At 37.1% G+C, this 23,987-nt stretch carries 23 protein-coding genes; 14 read left to right on the top strand and 9 right to left on the bottom strand.

Annotation, left to right across the window (positions count from 1 at the left end; translation table 11 throughout):
• Positions 1 to 23: 23 nt before the first annotated feature.
• Positions 24 to 515: a GNAT family N-acetyltransferase gene (locus BN1058_RS02455; RefSeq protein WP_090852369.1), complete on the bottom strand. Its 492-nt coding sequence runs from the start codon at positions 513 to 515 to the stop codon at positions 24 to 26.
• Between the two features lie 297 nt (positions 516 to 812).
• Between BN1058_RS02455 and BN1058_RS02450 the strand changes: the two genes are divergently transcribed.
• A complete protein-coding gene (locus BN1058_RS02450) occupies positions 813 to 1,199 on the top strand; it encodes a hypothetical protein (protein WP_176694425.1) in 387 nt (128 codons plus the stop codon).
• 139 nt (positions 1,200 to 1,338) lie between these two features.
• On the opposite strand, the gene BN1058_RS02445 is transcribed toward BN1058_RS02450, so the two are convergent.
• Genes BN1058_RS02445 through BN1058_RS02435 form a run of 3 tightly spaced genes read right to left on the bottom strand, consistent with a single transcriptional unit; the run spans position 1,339 to position 3,906 of the window.
• On the bottom strand, positions 1,339 to 1,881 hold the full coding sequence (locus BN1058_RS02445; RefSeq protein WP_090852366.1) for a hypothetical protein: 543 nt from the start codon (positions 1,879 to 1,881) through the stop codon (positions 1,339 to 1,341).
• Between the two features lie 9 nt (positions 1,882 to 1,890).
• Complete coding sequence (locus BN1058_RS02440; protein ID WP_090852363.1) at positions 1,891 to 2,619, bottom strand: SIS domain-containing protein; 729 nt, start codon at positions 2,617 to 2,619, stop codon at positions 1,891 to 1,893.
• A gap of 12 nt (positions 2,620 to 2,631) precedes the next feature.
• Positions 2,632 to 3,906, bottom strand: coding sequence for a neutral/alkaline non-lysosomal ceramidase N-terminal domain-containing protein (locus tag BN1058_RS02435; RefSeq protein ID WP_090852360.1), 1,275 nt, complete (start codon positions 3,904 to 3,906; stop codon positions 2,632 to 2,634).
• A 256-nt stretch (positions 3,907 to 4,162) separates the two neighbouring features.
• Here BN1058_RS02435 and BN1058_RS02430 point away from each other — a divergent pair, with 256 nt between their 5' ends.
• The 10 genes from BN1058_RS02430 to BN1058_RS02385 all read left to right on the top strand — a co-directional run bounded on the left by BN1058_RS02430 (position 4,163) and on the right by BN1058_RS02385 (position 14,632).
• Positions 4,163 to 6,220, top strand: a complete 2,058-nt coding sequence (locus tag BN1058_RS02430) for a CocE/NonD family hydrolase (protein ID WP_090852356.1) — start codon at positions 4,163 to 4,165, stop codon at positions 6,218 to 6,220.
• A 60-nt stretch (positions 6,221 to 6,280) separates the two neighbouring features.
• Positions 6,281 to 7,393 carry a betaine/proline/choline family ABC transporter ATP-binding protein gene (locus tag BN1058_RS02425; RefSeq protein WP_090852351.1) on the top strand — a complete coding sequence of 371 codons (1,113 nt, stop codon included), beginning with the start codon at positions 6,281 to 6,283 and terminating at the stop codon, positions 7,391 to 7,393.
• Complete coding sequence (locus BN1058_RS02420; RefSeq protein ID WP_090852348.1) at positions 7,394 to 8,035, top strand: ABC transporter permease; 642 nt, start codon at positions 7,394 to 7,396, stop codon at positions 8,033 to 8,035.
• Between the two features lie 33 nt (positions 8,036 to 8,068).
• A complete protein-coding gene (locus BN1058_RS02415; RefSeq protein WP_090852344.1) occupies positions 8,069 to 8,983 on the top strand; it encodes an ABC transporter substrate-binding protein in 915 nt (304 codons plus the stop codon).
• Between the two features lie 17 nt (positions 8,984 to 9,000).
• Positions 9,001 to 9,642, top strand: coding sequence for an ABC transporter permease (locus BN1058_RS02410; protein ID WP_090852341.1), 642 nt, complete (start codon positions 9,001 to 9,003; stop codon positions 9,640 to 9,642).
• Between the two features lie 341 nt (positions 9,643 to 9,983).
• Positions 9,984 to 10,760, top strand: a complete 777-nt coding sequence (locus tag BN1058_RS02405; RefSeq protein ID WP_090852339.1) for a MurR/RpiR family transcriptional regulator — start codon at positions 9,984 to 9,986, stop codon at positions 10,758 to 10,760.
• 137 nt (positions 10,761 to 10,897) lie between these two features.
• Entirely contained in the window at positions 10,898 to 11,836 is a 939-nt protein-coding gene (gene pfkB / locus BN1058_RS02400; protein ID WP_090852336.1) for a 1-phosphofructokinase, read from the top strand.
• Entirely contained in the window at positions 11,829 to 13,262 is a 1,434-nt protein-coding gene (locus BN1058_RS02395; protein WP_090852333.1) for a PTS fructose transporter subunit IIC, read from the top strand. Before pfkB ends, BN1058_RS02395 begins: the two co-directional genes overlap by 8 nt.
• On the top strand, positions 13,243 to 13,698 hold the full coding sequence (locus tag BN1058_RS02390; RefSeq protein WP_176694424.1) for a PTS sugar transporter subunit IIA: 456 nt from the start codon (positions 13,243 to 13,245) through the stop codon (positions 13,696 to 13,698). The genes BN1058_RS02395 and BN1058_RS02390 overlap by 20 nt, the downstream gene beginning before the upstream one ends.
• A gap of 34 nt (positions 13,699 to 13,732) precedes the next feature.
• Positions 13,733 to 14,632 (top strand): class II fructose-bisphosphate aldolase, encoded by a 900-nt coding sequence (locus tag BN1058_RS02385; RefSeq protein WP_090852326.1) that lies wholly within the window; start codon positions 13,733 to 13,735, stop codon positions 14,630 to 14,632.
• A 272-nt stretch (positions 14,633 to 14,904) separates the two neighbouring features.
• Here the strand turns inward: BN1058_RS02385 and BN1058_RS02380 are convergent, their stop codons facing one another.
• A complete protein-coding gene (locus BN1058_RS02380) occupies positions 14,905 to 15,780 on the bottom strand; it encodes a CAP domain-containing protein (protein ID WP_090852323.1) in 876 nt (291 codons plus the stop codon).
• Positions 15,781 to 16,155: 375 nt separating this feature from the next.
• Between BN1058_RS02380 and BN1058_RS02375 the strand changes: the two genes are divergently transcribed.
• The 3 genes from BN1058_RS02375 to BN1058_RS02365 all read left to right on the top strand — a co-directional run bounded on the left by BN1058_RS02375 (position 16,156) and on the right by BN1058_RS02365 (position 17,605).
• A complete protein-coding gene (locus tag BN1058_RS02375) occupies positions 16,156 to 16,665 on the top strand; it encodes a sigma-70 family RNA polymerase sigma factor (protein WP_090852320.1) in 510 nt (169 codons plus the stop codon).
• A 57-nt stretch (positions 16,666 to 16,722) separates the two neighbouring features.
• Positions 16,723 to 17,205, top strand: a complete 483-nt coding sequence (locus BN1058_RS02370; protein ID WP_090852317.1) for a competence protein ComK — start codon at positions 16,723 to 16,725, stop codon at positions 17,203 to 17,205.
• A 97-nt stretch (positions 17,206 to 17,302) separates the two neighbouring features.
• Positions 17,303 to 17,605 carry a hypothetical protein gene (locus BN1058_RS02365; protein WP_090852314.1) on the top strand — a complete coding sequence of 101 codons (303 nt, stop codon included), beginning with the start codon at positions 17,303 to 17,305 and terminating at the stop codon, positions 17,603 to 17,605.
• Between the two features lie 455 nt (positions 17,606 to 18,060).
• Here the strand turns inward: BN1058_RS02365 and BN1058_RS02360 are convergent, their stop codons facing one another.
• The 4 genes from BN1058_RS02360 to BN1058_RS02345 form a co-directional block, all read right to left on the bottom strand.
• Positions 18,061 to 19,002 carry an Abi family protein gene (locus BN1058_RS02360; protein ID WP_141652100.1) on the bottom strand — a complete coding sequence of 314 codons (942 nt, stop codon included), beginning with the start codon at positions 19,000 to 19,002 and terminating at the stop codon, positions 18,061 to 18,063.
• Positions 19,003 to 19,929: 927 nt separating this feature from the next.
• A complete protein-coding gene (locus BN1058_RS02355; protein ID WP_090852309.1) occupies positions 19,930 to 21,480 on the bottom strand; it encodes a YifB family Mg chelatase-like AAA ATPase in 1,551 nt (516 codons plus the stop codon).
• Position 21,481: 1 nt separating this feature from the next.
• Positions 21,482 to 22,072 carry a transposase gene (locus BN1058_RS02350; RefSeq protein ID WP_255306957.1) on the bottom strand — a complete coding sequence of 197 codons (591 nt, stop codon included), beginning with the start codon at positions 22,070 to 22,072 and terminating at the stop codon, positions 21,482 to 21,484.
• Positions 22,073 to 22,666: 594 nt separating this feature from the next.
• Positions 22,667 to 23,788 carry an IS4 family transposase gene (locus tag BN1058_RS02345; RefSeq protein WP_255306956.1) on the bottom strand — a complete coding sequence of 374 codons (1,122 nt, stop codon included), beginning with the start codon at positions 23,786 to 23,788 and terminating at the stop codon, positions 22,667 to 22,669.
• Between the last annotated feature and the right edge of the window lie 199 nt (positions 23,789 to 23,987).

Raw genomic sequence — 23,987 nt, 5'->3', positions numbered from 1 at the left:
TCGTTTTAAATAACGAAGGGCTTTTATAATTTTCCTTTCATCCTAATCACCTTACCATCAGCTTCTGGCCCAACCTCAACCATTCCATTATTTCGATAAAATCCAATTGCTGCTGTATTAGTAGGCGACACTCTCAGGTGGTATTCTTGAACATAATTATCCTTGAAAAACTGTTTGGCATAATTGTGTAATTCCTTGCCCTTACCTAGTCCCTGTTCTTCTGGTATCAAATAATACAGATTTACATAGCCAATCCTTTTGCCTTGAAATTCTTTAACAGACAATTCAAGTTGCCCTATCACCTTACCGTCTTCCTCAATTAAAACAAAACCTTTCGGATGATCGCAGATTTTGTTCCTTAGCCATTGAAGATAGTCTTCGTCTTCACCGAAGCCCGTGCTATCACCGAAACTTACTTTAAAAGAATCCCTTCTAAATTTTATTACTATGTCACGATGCTTTTGTATATCAATTGGCTTAAAAAGAAGTATTTTAATCCCCTCCTTATTCCGCATAATGGCCCGTTTGTTGAATAAAAATAATTCTATATTGTAAATTCACTTAACCTTAGCGTATCATATATTTCAGTATTCTGACTAAGATTTCCTTTAATAATCAAGTATTTTATTGCCTAATTATAAGAACTTGATTTTCAGATGTACTGTTCAAAACTTTTCATTCAACAAACCCGGGTGGACATTCACCCATTCTATGTATTTGCCCAGTCCATTTCAGCAAACTGACATACACTATAGTGAAAATGTGACTAGACCACGATCACATACTAACTATGTGAAAAAGGAGAATTTATTATGGACGGAATGAGAGGAAATGATCCGATGTATCATCAGATGCCACCTCAAGACGAGCGTTTTTTTGGCTTCAGTCCACTAACCACAGGGTTAATTGGAGCTGGATTAGGCTATTTAGGTGGCGAATTATTTGATGGTGGTGGATATGGTGGATTTGGCCCAGGATACGGACCTGGTTATGGTCCTGGTTATGGCCCAGGCTACGGTGGATACGGTCCGGGATTTGGTGGCGGTTATGGTCCAGGGTACGGACCTGGCTTCGGGTATGGTCCTAACTATGGCGGTTACGGCGGATACGGTGGCGGCCCAGGATATGGACCTGGTTATAAAAAGGGAGTTGGAAAGCCTCCTTATGGTAATGTTGGGAACAACCCCGGGTTTTTTTAGCTTTGAAAAAGGAAAATATTTTATAAATAAAAGGCTCCTATCTCTATAGATAGGAGCCTTTTCCATTACAGAATGAAAAGGGAACCTCATGTAGAATGCGGATTCCCTTTAAATTTAAGCATCTATTAATTTTGAAATCTTACTTTTTAATGACGGATCCTTCTTTGTCATAGAAAGTTAACTCTGCGGGAAAAGGTTCTTCTATATCATTAGGGATTTTTTCATATCTTACAAATTTTTCATCGGCACGCACGTTAGAGCTAAAACTAAAATCTCCATCATACAAATCTGCTATAATATGATCTATTTTCAAATCTGGATTTTTTCCAACAATTATACCGTACATACCTTTGTTTGTTTGTATTTTTTGATATTTAACAATGTTTGTTCCATGTCCTGAGTGGGTAATTTTAAATTTACCATTCCATCCTTTAATCATATGAGCATATCCCATATGACTGCTTTGCGTTTGAAATAAAACAATATAGGAACTTGTATCATCTAATTGTACAACCTCTATAACATCAGGATGAATGCTTCCTGAACCTCTGCTACTCCATTCTGTTAGGTTAGACTGAATAGCGGTTCTATTATCTTCAATATGATATTGATTAACATAATACCATGAGTAACCTATAAAAATAAGTATAATAATTGAAACAAAATATATCGCTTTCTTCAATTTTATCACCTACTTCCAATAGCCATAATACGTTTCAAATAATTGATTATTATAGTCATCTGCTCCATCGACATTAGAACTTCTGAATACCGGGGGTTCTATTCCTTTTTGCACCAAATTGCTCACTACAGTCGTAATTAAAGCTTGCGCTATCGCAATGCCAGTAAAGTCAGATGAACCGCCTACTGGTACTTGAAAATTCTCAATGTAATAACCAGCATCTCCTTTTGGCGCATGGTTGTCAATCGTTACATCAGCCACATCCGAGATCTTCTTGCCTGAAGCATGACGTGACGCAACATCTTTTGATCCTTTTACAGAGGTAATGGCTATCACTTTCATCCCTTTTTTCTTTGCTGCTAAGCACATTTCCACCGGCACATTGTTTCGTCCAGAGTTAGAAACGACCATCAGTGTATCTTTCTGTTCCACTTTATAAAGGTCTAACAATGATTCAGAATAACCAGTTAGTCTTTCAACAAACGTACTTTTATTTGGCATTTCGTGCAGCATTACTTCTGTAGGCAGAATCGCTTTTACAAACGCTAAGCCTCCTGCCCGTATGTATATTTCTTCTGCAATCATATGGGAATGACCAGAACCAAACACGTACAGTCTTCCATCCTGTTCACAACTGTTGGTCACATATGCTGCCGCTTCTTTAATGTTTTCAACTTCATGATCCATAACATCTTGATAAATCGATTTAAAATAGTTTAGAAATTTTTCTGTTTCCATGACGTATCACTCCTATTTATTCTCGCTTAAAAGTGTTTCTATCTCTTCTATAATCCTTTCACCTTCCCCTTTGGCAAAAGGGCTACTTAATGCCTCATAATAGTTTTTCTCATACGCATCATCATCTGCTAAGTAAAAGTTAAATCCGTTACAATAAGCAAACACGCTAACTTGATCCTTCGCTTTTAGTTTTCTCGTTAAACTTGAAAAAACTTCGGAAGGAAACGTCACACTTGTTAATCCATTCATTTGAATGATTGAACAATGCAATGGAATCTCCTTTATGCCACGCAGGTTCTTCGCCAATAAAAGATTTGTATTCTCACCCTCCAGCCTAGATTCCAACACACGACGTTCCGCTGGATCTGCTGTGGCTAAAACAGGGGTAACCTCTCTTTTTAGTTTCTCCAATCGTTCTTCGGCTAACTGAACGGACTCGACTTCTTTAGCCTTTACATGAATCACCTTATTCGTTACTTTATAGTGACGCATCGCACCTCTAAAATAGGGGTACTTCGTTGTCTTCTTAATTGCCTGGGCAATAATCTCACCAAATCGATCGATTTGTTCAAAGGATGAGGAATTTCGAGTAAATCGTGTACTTATGTCACCGCCATTCCCATTGATAAATAGAACCAAATCATACCCTACTAACTTCTTCTCAACCCCATGAGGTAAATCAGCAGATAAATAAGCGTTTTCACTATTAAGTACGGTTGGATGACAAGCCAAGTGATACAATAACAGCTTTTTTCCATTTTCCAAATAAAAACAAATAGTTACTAAGGCTTCATCACCAGGTTTATTAGGATTATGCCTTTCCTTCCCTACACCAGTCACTGTTCCTTTGGCAATCTCCATCGTAAAGGACTGCTTGTTGTCGAGCGCAGCTAGAATAGCTTCTGTACAGTGATGAACACAATGATTAACTAGGGTTTCATCCACTTCCCCTACTATTCCCTCTGTGCCTTTCAATACACCATTTTCCGTATCACAAATACCAGCTACTGACGAATGTGTATGTGTCGCGAAAATGTGTAAGCTGTCCAGTTCGATGCCTTTACGTAACAAACGTTGTTTTACTCCATCATATAGTAAATGGTCTACGGCCAACACATCTAAAGATACAATCACATGCAATGCTTCATCATTGCTAAAAGTGATCACTCTAACATATATGTCATCATGAATCCCGATTGCTTTTCTTATCGGATTATAGCCAGCAAGATCAATAGGTAATTGGGGTGTAAGTATTTTTTGCGCATAACCAATCAAATAATTTTGCATCTTCCACCTACCTCCTACCATCATTCTAACATAGTGCCTGATACTAAATGATTCAAAAAAACAGCGAAGCAAACTATTTCACTGCTCTTTTATTTCATACGTTACTAGCTGTGTATTTTAAAATGCTTTCTATTTAACGGGAAGTGACAGGCAGCTATTAAAATTGATGAATACCTTTTAAATTACCGGAAACACTAAACAAAATAAAAATAATAGTTGAATGAACACATTCCTATAGTAAGAAAGGGTGAAGAGATTGGTATTTAACATTAAAGATTCTGAGAAGCGCAAGATAAAAAAAGACTTTCCAAGAAAAGTAAGAAAAATCAAACACGTTTGGATTCCGATGTCAGATGGAGCAAAGTTGGCCGCAACGATCTGGCTACCTGAGGATGCTGAAGCTAAACCAGTACCAGCTATTTTAGAATATCTCCCATACCGCAAAAACGACTTTACAGCTATTCGAGATTCAGCTAGACATCCTTATTTCGCCGGACATGGTTATGCTAGCATTCGTGTTGATATCCGTGGATCTGGTGACTCTGACGGCATTTTGTTAGATGAATATATCAAACAGGAACAAGACGATGCCTTAGAAATTTTTGATTGGATTATCAAGCAACCATGGTCAACTGGAGCAATTGGGATGATTGGAAAGTCTTGGGGAGGTTTTAATGGACTTCAAGTTGCAGCAAGACAACATCCTGCATTAAAGACCATCATCACACTAGATTCCACAGATGACCGTTATTCAGATGATGTTCATTATCGAGGTGGTACTATCCTAGCATCTGACATGCTTTGGTGGGCATCAACCATGTTTGTTTATAATGCGCGTCCGCAAGATCCCGAGGTTGTTGGAGATGGGTGGAAAGAAAACTGGTTAGATCGCCTTGAGAACACCCCACCATTAGTAGAAGAATGGGTAAGACACCAACGAAGGGACGACTATTGGAAACATGGGTCGATAAATGAAAATTATTCCGACATTCAAATACCCGTTTTTACCGTCAGTGGCTGGCAGGATGGCTATACCAATGCTGTTTTTCGTTTACTTGAGAACTTACCAAAAGAAAGTAAAGGCTTGATTGGACCTTGGGCTCATGAATTTCCAGAAGTAGCAACACCAGATCCCGCAATCGGCTTTTTACAAGAATGCTTGCGCTGGTGGGATCAATGGTTAAAAGGCAAAAACACAGGAATTATGGATGAACCAAAGTTAATTTCATGGATTCAGAACAGTGAGTTACCGCAAGTAACCTATGACGAACGTCCAGGTAAATGGGTTGGGGATCATTCATGGCCTTCTAAACATGTGAAGGATACATCTCTCTGGCTATCTAATGGAAAACTCCTATCGGAAAAGAGCACAGATGGAGAAAAATTTAGTATTCCAAGTGTACAAGAGCACGGATTTTACACAGGTGTATTCTGTCCCTTTGGACAACCTGGAGATTTACCTGGAGATCAACGTACAGAAAATGGCAAATCAGTAGTATTTACATCCAAACCGTTTGAGGAAACGACTGATCTTTTAGGACATCCCGAATTACATGCAGAATTATCTTCCGATCAAGAAAATGCCTTATTGATTGTTAGGCTATGTGATAAAGCTCCAACTGGGGAATCCACACTCATCAGCTGGGGACTATTGAATTTAACACATCGCAACTCGCATGAACATCCTGAACTCCTTGAACCAGGTAAGAAATATAAGGTGAAAGTAAAATTAGATGTGTTAGGACAGCAAATTCCTAAAGGACATCAATTGGAGGTAGCCCTTTCCCCCACTTCCTGGCCACAGGCTTGGCCTTCATCCAAAAACGTCACACTTAACGTGTACTCAGGGAAAGATACGAAGCTGACTCTACCTGTACGAACGCCACAACCTGAGGATGAAGATTGCGGTCATTTTGGTCCACCAGAAACAGCTGAAGTGATTGGAAAAGAAATCCTACGAGAGGAAAATCGTACGCGTGAAGTTAGACATGATTTGATTAATGGCGTATGGAAACTAGAAGACTTCTCTGATGAAGGCGAAAGAAAGCTTCACCATAACGGTATAGAATATGGTAGTAAAAATTATAATACTTTTACGATCAAGGAAAATGATCCACTATCTGCCCATGTACAGTGCAAATGGGAATTAAGACTAGGACGATCCGATTGGCAAACCAAACTAGTTAGTGATAGTGAAATGACCAGCGATGCAACCACTTACTACCTGAAAAACACACTAACCGCTTATGAAAACAATGATAAAGAAGTATTTCATAAAACATGGGAAACAGAGATTCCGAGGGATTTCACTTAAAGTAATTTAATAACAATTATATGTGAAGAGAACGTAGCAGATTTATAAGGAGGTTCGCTTATGATTGAGTTGAAAAAGGTAAGTAAGGTTTATGAAGACGGTTTTCAAGCTTTAAAAGAGATTGACCTTATATTTGAAGAAGGAGCAATAAATGTATTGATTGGGCCAAGTGGCTGTGGAAAAACCACGTTGATGAAGCTACTAAATCGATTAACAGAATATACTGACGGAGAAATTTTAATTGATGGAAAAAACATTAAAGAAATAGATCCGATTAAGCTCCGACGTACAATGGGATATGTCATTCAGAGTATCGGTTTATTCCCTCATATGACTATTTTCAATAATGTAGCAACCGTTCCTCGGCTTTTAAAATGGAATAAATCTAAAATCAATAAAAAGGTTGAAGAGTTATTGAACATGGTGGACTTAGAACCAAAAACATTTAAAAAACGCTATCCTTCTGAATTAAGTGGTGGACAGCAACAACGAATTGGTGTTATTCGCGCTTTGGCTGCAGAACCTTCAATCATTCTTATGGACGAGCCCTTTAGTGCATTAGATCCAATCAGTAAAGAACAACTTCAAGATGAACTTATTCGTCTACAAAAAGAGATTAAAAAGACAATCGTTTTTGTTACCCACGACATGGATGAAGCGATTAAAATTGCTAATCAAATTATTCTAATGAGGGAGGGTACTATTGTTCAAAAAGGATCTCCACAAGATATTCTTGAAAATCCAGCAAATGATTTTGTAAAAGATTTCATAGGGTCAGATCGTCTAGATCAAGTACTACCACCATTAAGTGAACTTGCTGATATGAATTATCCGTTTGTCAGCTCTAAAACCTCCGTTAACGAGGCAATTAATAAAATGATTGAAAAGAATATCACTCAAATTCCTGTAGTAGACGACAAGGAAACTTTCATAGGAGTTGTAAGTCTGTACAAGGCATTAGCAAACAAAGATGGGATATTAACAGAGATAGTAGATCAATCGACAACCGTATCTGAAAACACAGATATAAACGACGTAATTAAAGAAGTAAGGGAAACACAATCCATTATCCCTATTATTTCTAATGATAAAAAACTTACAGGCGTTCTGGGTGGTAATCAGTTGTTGGAGGCGCTGCACAAATTTTATGAAAGTAAGAGTGGTGTTGCTTAAATGGAAATAATCATGGATTACATTGACTTTTGGCAAGATAAATATGACTCTGTTTTAGGATATACCTATGAACATATTATCATCTCTTTCGTCGTTATATTTTTCTCTGTATTGGTGACAATTCCACTTGCCATCTACATGACAAAAATGAAAAGCGATAAGATAAAAAGTGTAATCTTTAATATAGCAAATATATTTCAGACGATCCCTACTATTGCTTTACTAGCCATTATGATCCCCATTTTCGGTATTGGTTTCACACCAGCGGTTGTAGCATTGTTTTTGTATGCCCTTTTACCATTACTTCGCAACACCTATACTGGAGTGCAATCGATTGATCCAGCTATTGTAGAAGCTGCAAAAGGGATGGGATACAGCACCTATCAACGACTAGTTAAAGTAGAATTACCAGTCGCCCTTCCCTATGTTATGTCAGGAATTCGTGTAACGACTGTTTATATTATCAGTTGGACAACACTGGCGGCTCTTATTGGCGCTGGAGGTTTGGGTGATTTGATATTGTCAGGAATTGGCTATAACGATCAACACATGATATTTACCGGAACATTGGTAGCTATTGTGATTGCGTTACTGTTAGATTTTATTTTTGCGAAATTAGAAAAAAGGTTTTCTAAAGCTTAAGAAAAAATATATAAAAATGAAAAGAGGCTAATCATGAACAAGACGTTATATACTGTTTTATTCGCTCTGTTATTACTTATTATAACAGGATGTGGTGGTGATAATGAATCGGCAGAAGGTGGGAGAGTATTCGAGTTTGGAACACAGAAAAATACCGACCCTAAAATCATGGCTCAAATTGTAAAACAATTAGTTGAAGATCAAACAGATCATGAAGTAAATATCACAGAAGATATTCCAGCAAGCCCACAGATATTGGGTGCTATTGAGAGAGAAGATTTTGACATGGCTTTACTCTACTCTGGTGAAGTGTACAACAATCACTTTGATGAAGATAAAATAGAATATTCAACAGATCCTGAAAAAACACTGACGCAAGCTCAAGCGTTATTTGGTGAAAAGTATGACATAACATGGTACGACTCGGTTGGATTTAGTAACCAATATAGTATTGCTGTACAACGTAATTTCGCAGAAGAAAATAACATAACAACAATGAGTGATTTAGGTGAATATGCACAAAACCTCACATTAGGAACAGATAATTCATGGATTGAGCGTGACAACGATGGATATGAAGGGTATAAAAGAGCTTATGGTTACGATTTCGGAGAGGCTCGAGGAATGGATGTAGCCTTAATGTATGAAGGGATTGCAAGCGGGGATTTAGATGTTATTACAGCATATACAGTTGATCCTCAAATCATCGAATATGATTTAAAACTTTTAGAAGATGATAAGAAATTCTTCCCACCATATGAAGGATCTTTAGTGGCAAGAAATAAAATTATCGATGAATATCCAGAAATTGCTGACATTCTTGATTCGCTCGTTGGATCCATTAGCACGGATGAAATGACTGCCTTAATTCGTGAGGTAAATATTAATGAACGTAGCTCAGAAGAGGTAGCTAGAGAGTTTTTACAAGAAAAAGGAATGGTTGAATAAAAGAAAGGTGATATAACATGCGTTTTATAACTGAACTTAGTCAGTATATGGTAGAAAACCAAGCAGAATTATTTTCTTTATCGATCGAACATATACTGATGTCGATATACGGAATTGCACTTTCACTTCTTGTAGGGATTCCACTCGGGATTATAGCTGCTAAATATAAAAAACTTGCACCAATTATTATTTCTCTAACGAATATCCTTCAATTAATCCCAAGTTTAGCGATGTTAGCTATCCTAATGCTCTATTTGGGGTTAGGGTTTCAAACAATGGTGGTCGGTCTATTCTTTTACTCTTTACTACCCATTGTGAAAAATACCTATGTTGGGATTAAAGAAGTAGATGACAGCATCATGCAGGCTGGTAAAGGCTCTGGAATGACAGCATTACAATTGTTAGCAAAAGTTCAATTTCCTTTGTCCATTCCTTTCTTAATCGCAGGATTACGCGTTGCCTTTGTTATCGCAATTGCAGTTGCTAGTATCGGCCCATATATTGGAGCAGGCGGTCTAGGAAAAGAAATTGTTGCGGGAATCAGTCTTCAATCAGATATTAGAATATATGCTGGTGCAATCCCAGCAACACTATTAGCTATTACTTCAGATTTAATATTAGGATTGTTAGAGAAAAAAGGAAAACAACGATTAGCATAAGGAACATAGAAACGAGCCTGGTACAAAACGCAGCTAAAAAAATAAAAAGATGCACCTTTCCAAGGTTATAGTTGGAGGGTGCACTTTTTTTATAAAATGTGATTAACGCAAGGTTATAAGCCGAGTTATCGCGATTACTGTTTTTGAGTAACTGTTTAACCAATGTTTTTTTGATGGCAACAGGTAAAAGAAGAGCTGATTAATGAGGAAGCGATCTTTGGGTAAAATAAAACAATTTGGCTTTATGAGGGATCTGCCCTCTTTTACTAGAATGTGTTAAGATATAGTGTGAGATAGATTTATAAGTCTGACGTCTGCGCCTGAGATAGGGAGGAACATTAGTGAATAATATCCTTTTTGATATACCTACAAATGTCTATAAAACATTAAGTGAATCAGAAATGTATCTACTTGAATATATAACAAATCACTTACAGGATATACCAACTATGTCTATTGTTAAGCTTAGCGAAAATGCAAGTGTTTCTACCGCGACAATCGTACGGTTAATGAAAAAAATTGGCTATGATGGCTATACCTCTTTTAAATATAGTTTAAAAGAACAGAATAGTTTTACCGATGACAATAATGAAATGGAGAATATCGGTAATGAAATTAGCCAAGCAATAAAGAAAAATGAGTTTGAAGTGAGTAAAACCATTCAGTTACAAAGTATTGGACAGATTGAGGATGCTGTCCAGAAGCTATACAATGCGGATAAGATATACGTCTTTGCTCGTGGTTTCTCTGAGATGATTGGAAAGGAAATGACGGTTAAGCTTCAACTGATGGGAAAAAACTGCGAAATACATGATGATCCTAATATTATTAAGACAAAATCAAAAAGTATTAAAGAGAATGAGCTGGCGATTTTTGTATCGTTAAATGGTGAAACAGAAGAGTTAGTGGAAGCTTGTAAGAATCTAAATATTAAACAAATCACAACCATGACCCTAACTTGTAGGATGGATTCTAGCCTTGGTTTAATGTCCGAGATGACGTTTGTTGGATACAAGGGTGGCCACTCTTATTTTCCGGATTATGAGGTTAGGTCAAGGTTACCTTTAAGTGTCATTTCTAGAATACTATTGGATGCATATGCGATAAGAATGCTGTAATAACGGCATTCTTTTTTTGTTTGAAAACATTTTTAGCACAACTGAAAACCTTTACATATTCTGAAAACATTTACACAGATATCTATGTCATAATGAATTTAACGAAAGATAAACAGACAACAAGGCAGGTGAGAAAAATGATTTACACATTAACACCAAATCCAGCCATTGATTTATATGTTGGATTAGAACAGCTGAAAGCTGATACTGTAAATCGAACCTATGAAGAAGATTATCAACCAAATGGGAAAGCTATTAATGTTTCGTTTATGTTAAAGCGGTTAGGGTTAGCAAATACAGCTCTTGGCTTTCTGGGAGGATTCTCGGGGAAATTTATTGAGGATGAATTAGAAAAGATGGAAATTAACACTTCCTTTGTCCATATTGACGGGATAACACGAATTAACATCTTTGCCAATGCAGATAAAGAATACAAGATAGTAAATAAGGGACCAGAAGTTCAATCGGAAAAGGTAAAAGAAATGCTAGAAAAGATTAATAAACTTCCAGAGAAAAGTATTTTGTTTGTATCTGGTAGTTTACCAAGTGGAGTAAGTGATAACTTCTGTATAGAAGTAGCCAAGATATGTAACAAAAAGCAAATAAAGCTTGTATTGGACATTAGTTCAAAGGTTCTAATGGATTGCTTAAACTATCAGCCCCACCTAATTAAGCCGAATGACGAGGAACTGGCTATCTTTTTTGACTTAGATATTTCTGAAATGACAGAGTCAAAGATTATCGAATGTAGCAATATTCTTCTAGAAAAAGGTGCAAAACAAGTACTTGTATCAAGAGGTGAAAAGGGTGCCATCTATGTAACCCATGACAATCTGTTAAAAGTAACATCACCTAAAGGAGTAGTAGTAAATACAGCCTGTGCTGGAGATGCGATGTTAAGTGGTTTCATCGGGAAGCTGGAACAGGGATATTCTTTAGAGAAAGCATTAAGGTTTGCTTCAGCAGCTGGGGCTGCAACAGCCTTTAGTAAAGGGCTGGGTGAACTGTCTTATATTGAATCATTAGTAAGTGAAACTAAAATCAGTAATTTAAAGGAGGAAAAAGTAAATGGCTAGTATCAAAATTGTAGCCGCAACTGGATGCCCAACTGGTATTGCTCATACTTTTATGGCAGAGGAAGCATTAAAGCAAGCGGCTAAAAAACTTGGCGTTGACATTAAGGTTGAAACACATGGGCAAGTAGGTGTTGAGAATGAACTAACGAAGAAGGACATAGCTGTAGCAGATGGGGTTATTATTGCTGCGGATAAAGATGTAAACACAGGACGTTTTGCTGGTAAGCCTGTTGTTGAAGTATCTGTTGCGAAAGGTATCCATGAAGCAGAAAATCTTATTCAGACAATCATCGATGGTAAGGCAACTGTCTACAAAGCGAAGAAAAGTGAGTCTAATGATGAAGACGAAAGCGCTAAATCTAGTGGGGGTTCTATCGCTCACGCTATCTATAAACACCTAATGAATGGCGTATCACACATGCTTCCTTTTGTAGTTGGCGGTGGTGTTCTTATTGCTATTTCATTCTTGTTTGGTATTCACTCAGCAAATCCAGATCACGAATCCTTTAACGAAACAGCAAAATTCCTAAATGATACTGGTGGTCTTGCCTTTTCCTTAATGGTTCCAGTCCTTGCAGCATTTATAGCGGAATCAATAGCTAAAAGGCCAGGTATGGTTGTTGGTTTTATCGGGGGTTTAATTGCAAGTGACGGGGGAGCAGGTTTCCTTGGTGGTATCGCAGCAGGTTTCCTAGCTGGTTATACTATCGTTTTATTATCTAAATTACTAGACCGCATGCCAAAATCTTTAAACGGACTTAAATCTATTTTCCTATATCCTGTAATTGGTATATTATTAATTGGAGCGGTTATGACTCTATTAGTTGAGCCAATGACAGCAATCAATGAAGGTATGAAAACATTCTTAGGTAACTTCCAAGATGCAAACCCAATTCTTTTAGGTTTAGTTGTTGGATCCATGAGTGCCTTTGATATGGGTGGACCTGTCAACAAGGCAGCATATGTAACTGGTACAGCTTTACTTGGTGAAGGTAACTATTTCTTTATGGCAGGAGTATCGGCAGCATGTATTACGCCACCATTAATTACTGCATTCGCAACCGTATTCTTTAAAAAATACTTTAACCAAGCAGAACGTAACTCTGGTGGGGTCAACTTTATCTTGGGTGCAACACATATCACAGAAGGGGCGATTCCTTTTGCGGCGAAGAACCCAATTGTTGTTATTCCAATCTTAATGGTTGGTTCATCCATCTCAGCGATCTTAACTTATATTATGAAGGTTCAAGTTCCAGCACCACATGGCGGTTTCCTTGTGTTGCCAGTAGTTACAGGAGCGCTTCAATGGGTTTTTGCAATCCTGATGGGTTCTTTAGTAGGTGCGGTAATGTACGGCTTCTATAAAAAACATCAACACAACAAAGATAAACAGAAGGGTGATAATGATGAGCAGCAAGTTGCTTAAACTAGAACATATAAAAATAAACCAAGATCTTAAATCACAGCAAGATGTTTTCGAACTAATTGCTTCGATTGCAGTTGACAGCGGAATTGCTTCTAATGCAGTTGAGGTGGTTGAAGGATTAATTAAGCGTGAGCATGAAAGTACAACAGGATTTCAAGAAGGATTTGCTATTCCACATGCACAAACAGATACGATTTCAGAGCCTGGAATTATCGTAATTTCTAGTAAAAAAGGAATTGAATGGAGCTCTTTAGATGGAAAGCCAGCATCTTTCTTTATCGCATTGTTAATTCCAAAAAACCAAGCTGGAACCACTCATATCAACGCCCTAGCATCTGTTTCCAAAATGTTGATCCATGAGAGTAACCGTGAAGCACTTGCTAGTGCAGATAGTCCAGAAAAGGTTTTAGACGTAATCTCAAGTGCACTTAACTGAATAGAAAGAAGATAAATCAAGGAGGAACTATTTAATGACTTTAGTTAATTCAACACCAATGTTAAGGGAAGCGAGAAAATTAGGATATGGAATCGTTGCTTTCAACGTTCATTCCTTAGATATGTTATATTCCGTAGCTGAAGCAGCTGCTGAATTAGATGCACCTTTAATTATTCAAACAACAGTAGGAACAGTTCGAAATTTAGGACCAAAGAACATTGTTGCTACTGCAAATGCAGCCTCAGAAGAATATAAAATACCGATGGCACTTCACTTAGATCATTGTACGGATTATGACGTTCTAATTCAATGTATCCGTGCAGGCTATACATCTGTAATGATTGACGCTTCGATGCATACGTTTAATGAGAATGTCCGCCGTACAAACCAAGTGATGGATGTAGCTAAATACCTTGATGTAAATGTTGAAGCTGAATTAGGAAAAGTTGGTGGCGTTGAGGATGATATCGTTGTTGACGAAGCAGATGCACAAAAAGCAGTGCCATCAGAATGTGCAGAGTTTATAAAACTTACAGGTGTTCCAACACTAGCACCAGCAATTGGAACAGCACATGGTATCTATAGCGGCGATCCTGATATTGATTTTGAAAGAATCGAAAAGATTACAAACCTAGTGAATGCTCCACTTGTACTTCATGGTGGCTCAGCAATTCCAGATTACGATGTAAAACGTTGTGTCTCACTTGGAATGTCTAAGATGAATGTATCAACTGAATTGAAAAATGCTTATTCTCAAGCAATTAAAGACCATTTTGAGGAAGCACCAAACGCTTTAGACCCAAGACAATATTTAACGAAGGCAAAGCAAGCTGCAAAAGACTTAGCGCAATCTAAAATTAAGTTGGTAGGCTGCCAAGGAAAAGCATCTGAGGTTCAAGCGTTGTATGGTAATAAGAATAGTATAGCACATTAATAGGGTAGAATATGTTAGGAGAGAAGCGGTTTGCTTCTCTCTTTTTGGACCAGAGGGACAGGTTCACCGGTCCACAATCACCCATTTTAGCCAGTGTTCCCATGGTTTCGCTTTATAATTTCTTCTATTGGCGACTTTCAGATACTCCATTTAATTCCTTCAATTTGCCAATATCGTATCCCTTTTTTTTATCCATCTACTGTAGGTTACTCTTGTTAGTAATTCCTAATTGATATCATTCGGGGTGTCACTGTGATCATATCTTTAGGCACCTATTTCCTTCTAAACATCTGTGTGACATAGTACCCATCTTTCACAAATCCTACTCCAATGTGCGTATAGTTTTCATTCAATATATTTTTTCGATGCCCTTCACTATTCATCCATCCGTTCACAACACTTTTTGCATCAGGATAGCCCATTGCTATATTTTCGCCTGCTGCTGTATAGCTCACACCGAATTCCCGCATCATATCAAACGGTGAACCATACGTTGGACTAGTGTGGGAAAAATAATTATTTACTTGCATATCTTTTGACTTATACCATGCCACTTCACTTAGTTTGCTATCGATTGTCAACTTCGATAGCCCTTGTTTTTCTCTTTCCATATTGGTATAGGAAACAACCTCTCTTGCATAGGAACTTATTCCTGGATAGTTTGTTTCCACTTGCTTTTCTTCTGTTGTTTGCTTACTTTCTTCTTCGGCTGCGTCATCGCCACTTTGATTTGACTGTTGTTCATTTTCTTCTATTTCAGCTGTTTCTTCTGGATCAGCTGGGTCTTCTTCCGCTTCTTTTGGCTCATTTTGCTCATCGGTTCGCTCTTGTTCCTGATCTTGTTGCCGTTCCTCTTCTATTGGTGACTTTTCTTCCTCTTTTTCGTTTCTTTCTTGTTCTAACCTTTCCTCTTCTAACCGTATCCGTTCTTGTTCTTTTTCTATTAATCTTTGCTCTTCTCTTGCTTCTTCAAATCGTACAATATTTTCTGCATCTATTGTTATATTATTAACTCCAACATTTTTCTGGCTATAGTGTGCATATGAACGAAATGCACTCTTGTCCTCTTGCTCTCCAAATACTACCAATGAGAAAAGTACAGCTATTAAAGTCGATAGAATAACACCTATATAGACGTTCTTTTTCATCTATATCCCCCCGATTTCGCCAAGTTACCTGTCATTTTAACATAGAATCAGAGGGAAACTTAGGTTTTTTAGACCTAAGAAGATATACCTAACCTGTAGTGCTGTTAGAAAAGGATACGATTAGATTAGTAGATTGGATTCGACACAACTCGCGCAGTGGTAGGCATCCATTTTATCCAAACTTCTAAAAACATGTACCAAACCTTCATTTTACAGCTAAATTTCAGCTGTATTTTTAATATATGCACCTCTTTCCATACATCATTTTTCAATTTTACCGCCTTTTTGCATAAATTCTGATTCTGCTTTGAATGGAATTATTACTTATGCTTGTTCTACCGGCGGAATAAAAGGACCAAGGTACCTGAGTCAGAAATGGATACAATTATGGAAAAAGAAATGTCATTCGAACAATTACTTCGTGATTTTGAACCAATGATCCATCATTTATTGCACAAATATGGCATTGTTGATGCAGAAAAAGAATTCTATCAAGAAGGAAGCATTGCACTATGGCGTGCTTGGCAAACCTATGATCAAGAAAAGGGGAAATTCTCAACCTATGCCTATTTCTCCATCCAAAAAGCCTTTTTCACATTAATGCGTAAAGAAAAAAATGTTCAAAAAAGAAAAGAGAAATATGCGACATACACGGATGGAGATAGTCTTGTCTGCTATAACCAACTTCCATTTGATCCTTATCTATTAGCAGCCATTGAGAAGAAATTATCCGCGAATCAAATGAAATGGTTTACTGGCTATATCCTTCACCAACAAACGAATAAACAAATTGCTCGTCAAGAGAATGTAACCGAAAATGCAGTGAAAAATTGGGCGCGACTAGCCAAACCAAAAATTAAACAAATATTGGGACAAAGGGTCTGACCCCCTATCCCGTTATGGTAATATAAGTAAGTGATAATAAAGGAGTGAGGTAAAACTATGTTAATTGTAAAACAGTACATCATAGACAAAAACACACTAGCTATTTCACCTGCAACAGCAATCGAGCATCATGCTGTTGTTCTCGAAAAAACACAAACAATTTATGTAAAACAAACACCACTAGAAATTATTCAGTATAATTGCATAATCGGCGGTTCTACCTTTGAAGGAAGATGCCTTGCCGCTCAACAATTAATAAAACGAAAGCAAAAAGTGCCTATTCTAATCAGTGAGCAACCGAGGCTATGTGTATTCCCAACACAATCACCAAAGAACTTTGAATGTCGTTGGATTGTTGCCAATCATGTATGTGCAGTTACGGCGTATGAAGAAACGGATTCATCCAACTTACAAACGACCATTCATTTCCAATCTATTAAATTTCATCTTATGGAATCACCTTATCAAATCAAACAGCAAAATCTTAAAGCATTCGTATTACACGAAGCATTAAGACAGAAGACGATTATTCCTATTTAAATTGTAAAAAGATAGATGTAATTTCTATTAAAAAAGATTACAATAGAAATAACAAATAATTCCTTACCAAAAAAATGCATAGAAAGGATGTTCTACGATGAGACCGGAAACATTCAGTTTGGTTCTAGATCAAGAAATTGCAGCAGACACCTATTTTGAAGGCATGCTGCTTCACCCTACAGACCCGAGCGATGGAATAGCCGTATTACGGAAAAACGATGATGATCTCACATTAGTTATATATAAAATACTATTCCATCCGCCATCAAAGTATCAAACAGAGTATCACTTATTAACAAAAAGCTTTCCAACAGAAAAAGCTGTACAAAAATTCTTAGAAACATTTTCTACACTGACAGGAGAAGAATTCTGGGCATTTATTCATAAACTTACTGACTAATGGGACAAGGGGACTGACCCCCTGTCCCACCATACTAACAGGAGAAGAGGACTGGCTCCTGTCCCATTAAACAAGTCGCGATCTTCTCCACTCACTATAAATATAATCAAACTTTTCCCAAACCAACACTTTTTATCCGACAAAATTCGGGTGGTGACAGGCACCGCACTTAATCGTGCAGCAGTTAAACGCTGCTGGATTGTAACTGAACTTTCATTATTTCCGGTCTGCTCTTGCTATAAATGAAGGCAAACAAAAAAGCCACCACCTATTAAGTGATGAGCAAAACGAGTTTCTTCTATATATAAGACTACAGTAATTTCGTACCTCTTTAAATCATAATAAAAGCACCCGCCAAAATGACAGGTGCTAGCACGATAAACTTAAGCGAAGTATGACCCCGCTATTGCAAACCGGGCGAACCGATTTTTTCCTTAGATAAAATACTACACTAATTAACTTACGAAGTCAATCAGTTTTTTAAAGTATTTATACACTGCAATCAAGGAATCTTGATTATTATATGCATCTTCCAACCGTTTTGTGCGTTCCAATAATTTCCTAAGATCTCCATAACGTGCAGTTTTTATACCATCGCTATTAATATAAGTATAATGAACATAAATAAGTGCAGTCAAGTCATGTACCTTCCGATTAGAGAGCCTTTTTTTCCTCGCTTGAGGTGACAACCCCGGAATCCCTTTTGTGAAAATGGTTATCGGTTTTATAACCTTTTGAGGACCGATCTGCCCATTTTTAGTTATATCCATCAAAATAGGACTATTGTGAGCAGCTGTGTTACGTATGTTTTTTACATACCTTAATACTTGCTGTATCTCTTTGTATGCAGGTGGCTTGTTTTTCCGACGATAATAATACTCCACAAACTTTACAAAAGCACCAAAAGTCATAACTTCAAATAAAACCCAAATAGGCGGATTTTCATGATGCTTTACATATAAACCATAATTATAATGACTTTCTTTATTTAAAGCTTTCATATAATCTTCAATTGAGCTATTATCATACGCTAAGTAATCAGTCACAATACTATAGCCATCTTCAGAAGAGTCATTAGTTATATCCGTAAGAATTTGTGTTTTAACTGCATGCTCTATATCTAGACACATTTGTAATACTAAATAACGCAGCCGCATATCAATAGTGGCAAGGTCTTGCAACAGTTTAAAGTCTAAATTGATATACTTATCATATTTATTCTTTTCAAAATTCTTTCTATAAGCAGTGATTTTGTAAAAGTAATTTGACGTTTGGAGGATGTTTTTGGCTTCATCTTTCGTAATTAGTTCAAATTTAACATTCTTTTGATCTAGGTGTTCAATCATCTCATCAAAGCTTAATTTCTTTTTTAAAATTTTCTGTGTGCTTTGTTCCACCACAGCTCACCTCCCCCTTAAAGAGATAGTCTATAACTATCATATCTTAAAGAGATAAAATTGGGAAGGCTTGTCTTATTTGCTTATAATAATAAATACTATGCATTCATCTAGATTTTTATTCTTCAACATGACTGTTCAACAAAAATATTGTCCATAATACTTATTGGTAAATTAAATTAATTCTAATTCTAAATCTTCAATTGCCTCTTCACTAAAGGGAATCATATATTTAAAAAAGTCATTATAAGAACGCACATTTTCTAAATGATGAATATTGATAAATTAATTAGGATCATAAAGCGTATCCGTGTGCACACCTAAATCTTTTGCTAATTCCTTTACTGTAATTGTACACCTTTCCATTGATATTACCTCCCCTTATAGTTCTTTATCTATATGATCGTTACATTACTGGTGTTTAGTGTCTTAGTTGGGTGAGATTGTATGAATTTATAATTCACCATCCGTTTAACCGATAACAATATAACAAGTCCCAATTACATAATGGTCAAAAAGGGAAAATGCATTTAGGTCACACAGTATTACTTTTAAGAGTGGTCTGTGACCCTGATATTGCTTCACCTTCTCCTCTAATTTCTTTTTGTATTTCTTTTCCTTTAAGTATGTCCCGGGTATTGTACGAAAATGATTCCGAGTAATAAAAGACAGAATATCCAACAAACAGACACCAACCAAAACGATCCAAACGATTATAGTATCAAACAGAGATTTATCATAAACTTCACATGAACAGGAAGGGATCAAATGAATTGCCTAAAAAAAATGAATGCATTTTACAATCAAATAGAACTCAATCCTTTATCCTCATCCGCTACTACAAGAAAAAGGTTATATATCCTTTCCATCCAGGGACGGCAATCAAGCAGCACAGTATGAAATGAAATCATTACAGTTCAGTCCTACTTAGTTTGTTACATTATCGTTATATACTACTGAAAGCCTATCTTTCTTTGTTAATGGATTTCGTTGGTACGTCATCGCTTCCCATAGCGATTCGTCTGTTACTGCTTCCTCATTATTTAAGTCAGCAATTGTTCTTGCCAACCTTAGAATTTTTACTTGTACACGGTTGCTCCATTGTTGTTTTTGTGCACATGTTGCAATTATCTTTATCTGGTGATCTGTGATATTTCCTACGCTTTTAAGTAGATCTAGGGATACATTTGCATTTAAAACATCACTACCATAACGGACCTTTTGTATTTGGCGGACTTCAGCAACGTGTGTGCTTAAGTCAGTAGAAGTAGTATTATTTTTTGTTATATGATTCATTGATACTGGCACGAGTGGCAAAAAGATATCAAATCGATCAAGTAATGGGCCAGAGATGCGATTCACATACTTCTGAATTTCCTTTGGACTACATGTGCAATAGCGTTTCTTTGCTCCGTGATAGCCACATGGGCAAGGATTCATCGCGGTAATTAATTGGAAACGAGCAGGATAACTGACTGTCCCAACTGCTCTACTAATATGGACTTGGCCACTTTCTAATGGTTCACGCAACATATCCAACGTTTTCTTGGTGAATTCAGGCAGTTCATCTAAAAATAATACCCCATGATGCGCTAAAGAAGCTTCACCTGGTCTTGGGTTACTACCTCCGCCAACTAACGATACATAAGAAGAAGAATGATGTGGTGCTCGAAATGGGGCTGAATGACCAGAAGGAGGAGTCGTATTCGTCATTTGATAGATACTGATCATTTCTAAAAATTGTTCATCTGTTAACGGCGGTAAAATGCTTGGATAAGTCTCCGCCAATAATGTTTTCCCACAACCCGGTGGACCTGTCATAAACAAATGATGCCCACCACTTGCCGCAATCGTCATCGCACGCTTCGCTTGTTCTTGTCCAATAATATGAGCAAAGTCATTCCTATTATCTTGTTCTGCTACAACAGATAGATAAGAATCATCCCTTTTGGTAAAAGATAAACAGTTCTGTCCCTCCAAATGACCAAGACATTCGTTTACATCATGAATAGGACAAATCTCAAGATCGGGAACACTTGCTAGCGGAAGATCCAAAGTAGTGGGGATATAAAGTTTCTTAAAGCCTAAATGCTTCGCAGCCAGTACACTAGGTAGAAGTCCATCAACCGATTGAATCGTTCCATCTAACCGTAATGACCCAACAAAAGCGGTATCTTCATCAAAATTTACCTTTATTTGATCTTTCTCCTTTAGGATGGCTAAAGCAATGGCGATATCAAAAAACGGCCCCATTTTCCTTTGTTCAGGTGGTGATAACTGAACAATTACCTTTTCATTTGATACATCACAATTCATAACAGAAAGTGTACTTAAGACACGTTCACGAGACTCTTTAACTGCTAAATCTGGCAATCCAATAATCGTAAACGAAGGTTGCCCTTCCATCACATGCACCTCAACTTGAATACGATAACCTTCCATGCCGCGAAGCCCAATACTAGAAACTTTTGTTACCATGTTATTCACCTCTTTTTATTATTTCTTGCTTAATAACTGTATATCTATCAGCCTCTTTCACATTAGCATGTAGATAATGGAGATAACTGTCTACCTTAGGTGCACGGAAGAAGGTAAATATCCGATCAGTGGTTACTAGCGAACTCTGATCTGCATACCGATAATTTAGAAAACTACTCCATTTATAATCATTAAGATCTTGCACCATATTAGCACGCAATGGATTTAGATGAATATATTTATTCACCTCTAATTCATACGCAACTGAGTCTATTAATTCAGCTCCATAACGACTTTCGAATACATGACCGGAATAATGGTATTTGCGATTAAAATAGGTAGCATACGCAGAGTGAAGATATTTCATAATTGTTCCTGTTGGCTGATCAATGGTTTCCAATTGAAGGTGAATGTGGTTTGTCATGAGGCAATAAGCGTGAAGAATAAATGGATAGATGAACTTTGTTTCCTCCAATAGCCGAAGGTACTCGATACGATCATTATCATCATGAAATAATGATGTCCTCCGTATACCACGACTAGTAATATGATACTTAGCTCCAGGAAACCATATACGTTTTTTCCTAGGCAAAAAAATAACCTCCCTTTTAAAGAACGATTTAGTTGATATGGTAAAATTCAAATGATAACTGCAGCGGTATGAAGCAAAATGGAAAGTAATGATGCGGTTTAAAAATGTAGAAACGACCAGTTGTAAATCTATATGCGAAGTTTGTAGAAGTTTGTTATCTAGTATATTCCCCATTACTATGCTAAATTCCTTCATTGATCACAAAAAAATCACAAAATAAAATAATCACGTTCCAAAGCAGCTTCATTACTTTGGAACGTGATCGCCTATATAAGACTTCTTCATTTGCTAACCCGTTATCTAACGAACAAAATCTTCGTCCCCTCTTCATGGACAAATTCAACAATCTGTCTTTCGACAGGGTCTGACCCACTAGCGTTGCACCAATAGAGTTTTTAACCATTTAATCAAAAAAATACCATTAGGTTTTGTTAGAGAAATTAAAAAAGGGAACCGGGTCGTAAAAAAGACCTTGTTCCCATTTTTTGTATATTATATTGTGAAGTTAGAACTTTATTTATTTCTTTTTTGTGGCTTAATCATGGCTATCGTTCCTTCAAACATTGTGGTTGTTTTACGTATCGGTATTTTTTGTCATCCCCGTGTTGTTTTGCTTTTCCTTCTGAAAAGCGCTTCTGTGAACGCATCGTAAGGTTTATACATATACGTCCGCATCAGACGTAAAAACTGCCACAGTTTCTTTTTTGTTTTCATTTGTAATTGAAGGATTAAAGCCAATCCATAAGCTGCTAAAGCGAGAAACATTTGATTCCACATGCCTTGTGGTTTTGTGCTCCAAATCTTAACTAATCTTAAGTGTTGTTTCACCCATTTAAAAAAGGTTTCAATTATCCAACGATGACGATATAGATCCATCACCTGCTCCGCAGGTAGATCCCACCTCGTTGTAAGTAAACGATATAATGTATCTGTTTCATCAGTAAACTCGATTAAGCGAAGGGGTTCTTTAGAATAACTACACTGCACTTTTGCATCTATAAGCACAGAAGGATGCTGACATTCATACCTTTCTATTGGTGTCGCTGTGATTTTTTTGGTAATACGAACGACAAAATCGATCCCCTTATCCACCCAAGCCGTCACATTCTTTTTCGAAGGATACCCTCTGTCCATCAGATACGTGGCGTCGTTTTCTTCAACGAGTAGCTCACCTGTTTCAACGTCACCGACGTTGCCTGTAGAAGGAATGATCTTATCTGGATAGGAGATATCTTCTGAAACGACTACAATACGGGTGTGCATTTTCACGACATTCCAACCTTTGGTGACAAACGCCCAATCACAAAGGGCGGGTGGTAGCTTCAAATGCGTAGAATCAATAATTTTCAAGCGTCCGACAGCTTTATTTATTCCTTTATGACCTTTCGTCATATCTTGAATGATGTGCACCACACGTTGAAAGAGCTGTTGTGCATATTCTGTTGGCAACGCATTAATTCTTCGACTTAACTGGGATCCACTAATACTAGATAAAGCGATCGATTCACAAAAGCCTGGGTTGGCTCGAAGCTTTTCTTCCATATCATCATAGGATTCCCATTTATCTAGTTGCGCAGCAACAAAAACTTTCATTAATGCATCTACAGAAAGCTTGTCATACTCATAATTTAATAGTGGAGAAGAAAAAAATTCTGTTGGTAATACAGATAAACATTGACTAATTAGCTGTTTATGACCTATACTTTTAGTACACATTTTGTGCTCCTTTGTAGAAGATTTGGGAACAAGTATGGTCTCTCTTCTACAATAGGAGCATTTTTTATTTTTGTAAATAGAAATAGCCTATATTCTTGTTTGAATATAGGCGCTTAAGTAGAGGAAATATGCGAGACTCCTGCGGGAACAGCACGCGTCCGAAGATCCACTTGGTAAAGTGTTTTTCTTTACCAAGTTA

The sequence above is a fragment of the Paraliobacillus sp. PM-2 genome (assembly GCF_001368815.1).
In the GTDB taxonomy this organism is placed as follows: domain Bacteria; phylum Bacillota; class Bacilli; order Bacillales; family Amphibacillaceae; genus Paraliobacillus.
Note: the sequence above shows the minus strand (reverse complement) of the source record. Positions and strands in the feature narration are given on the sequence as shown.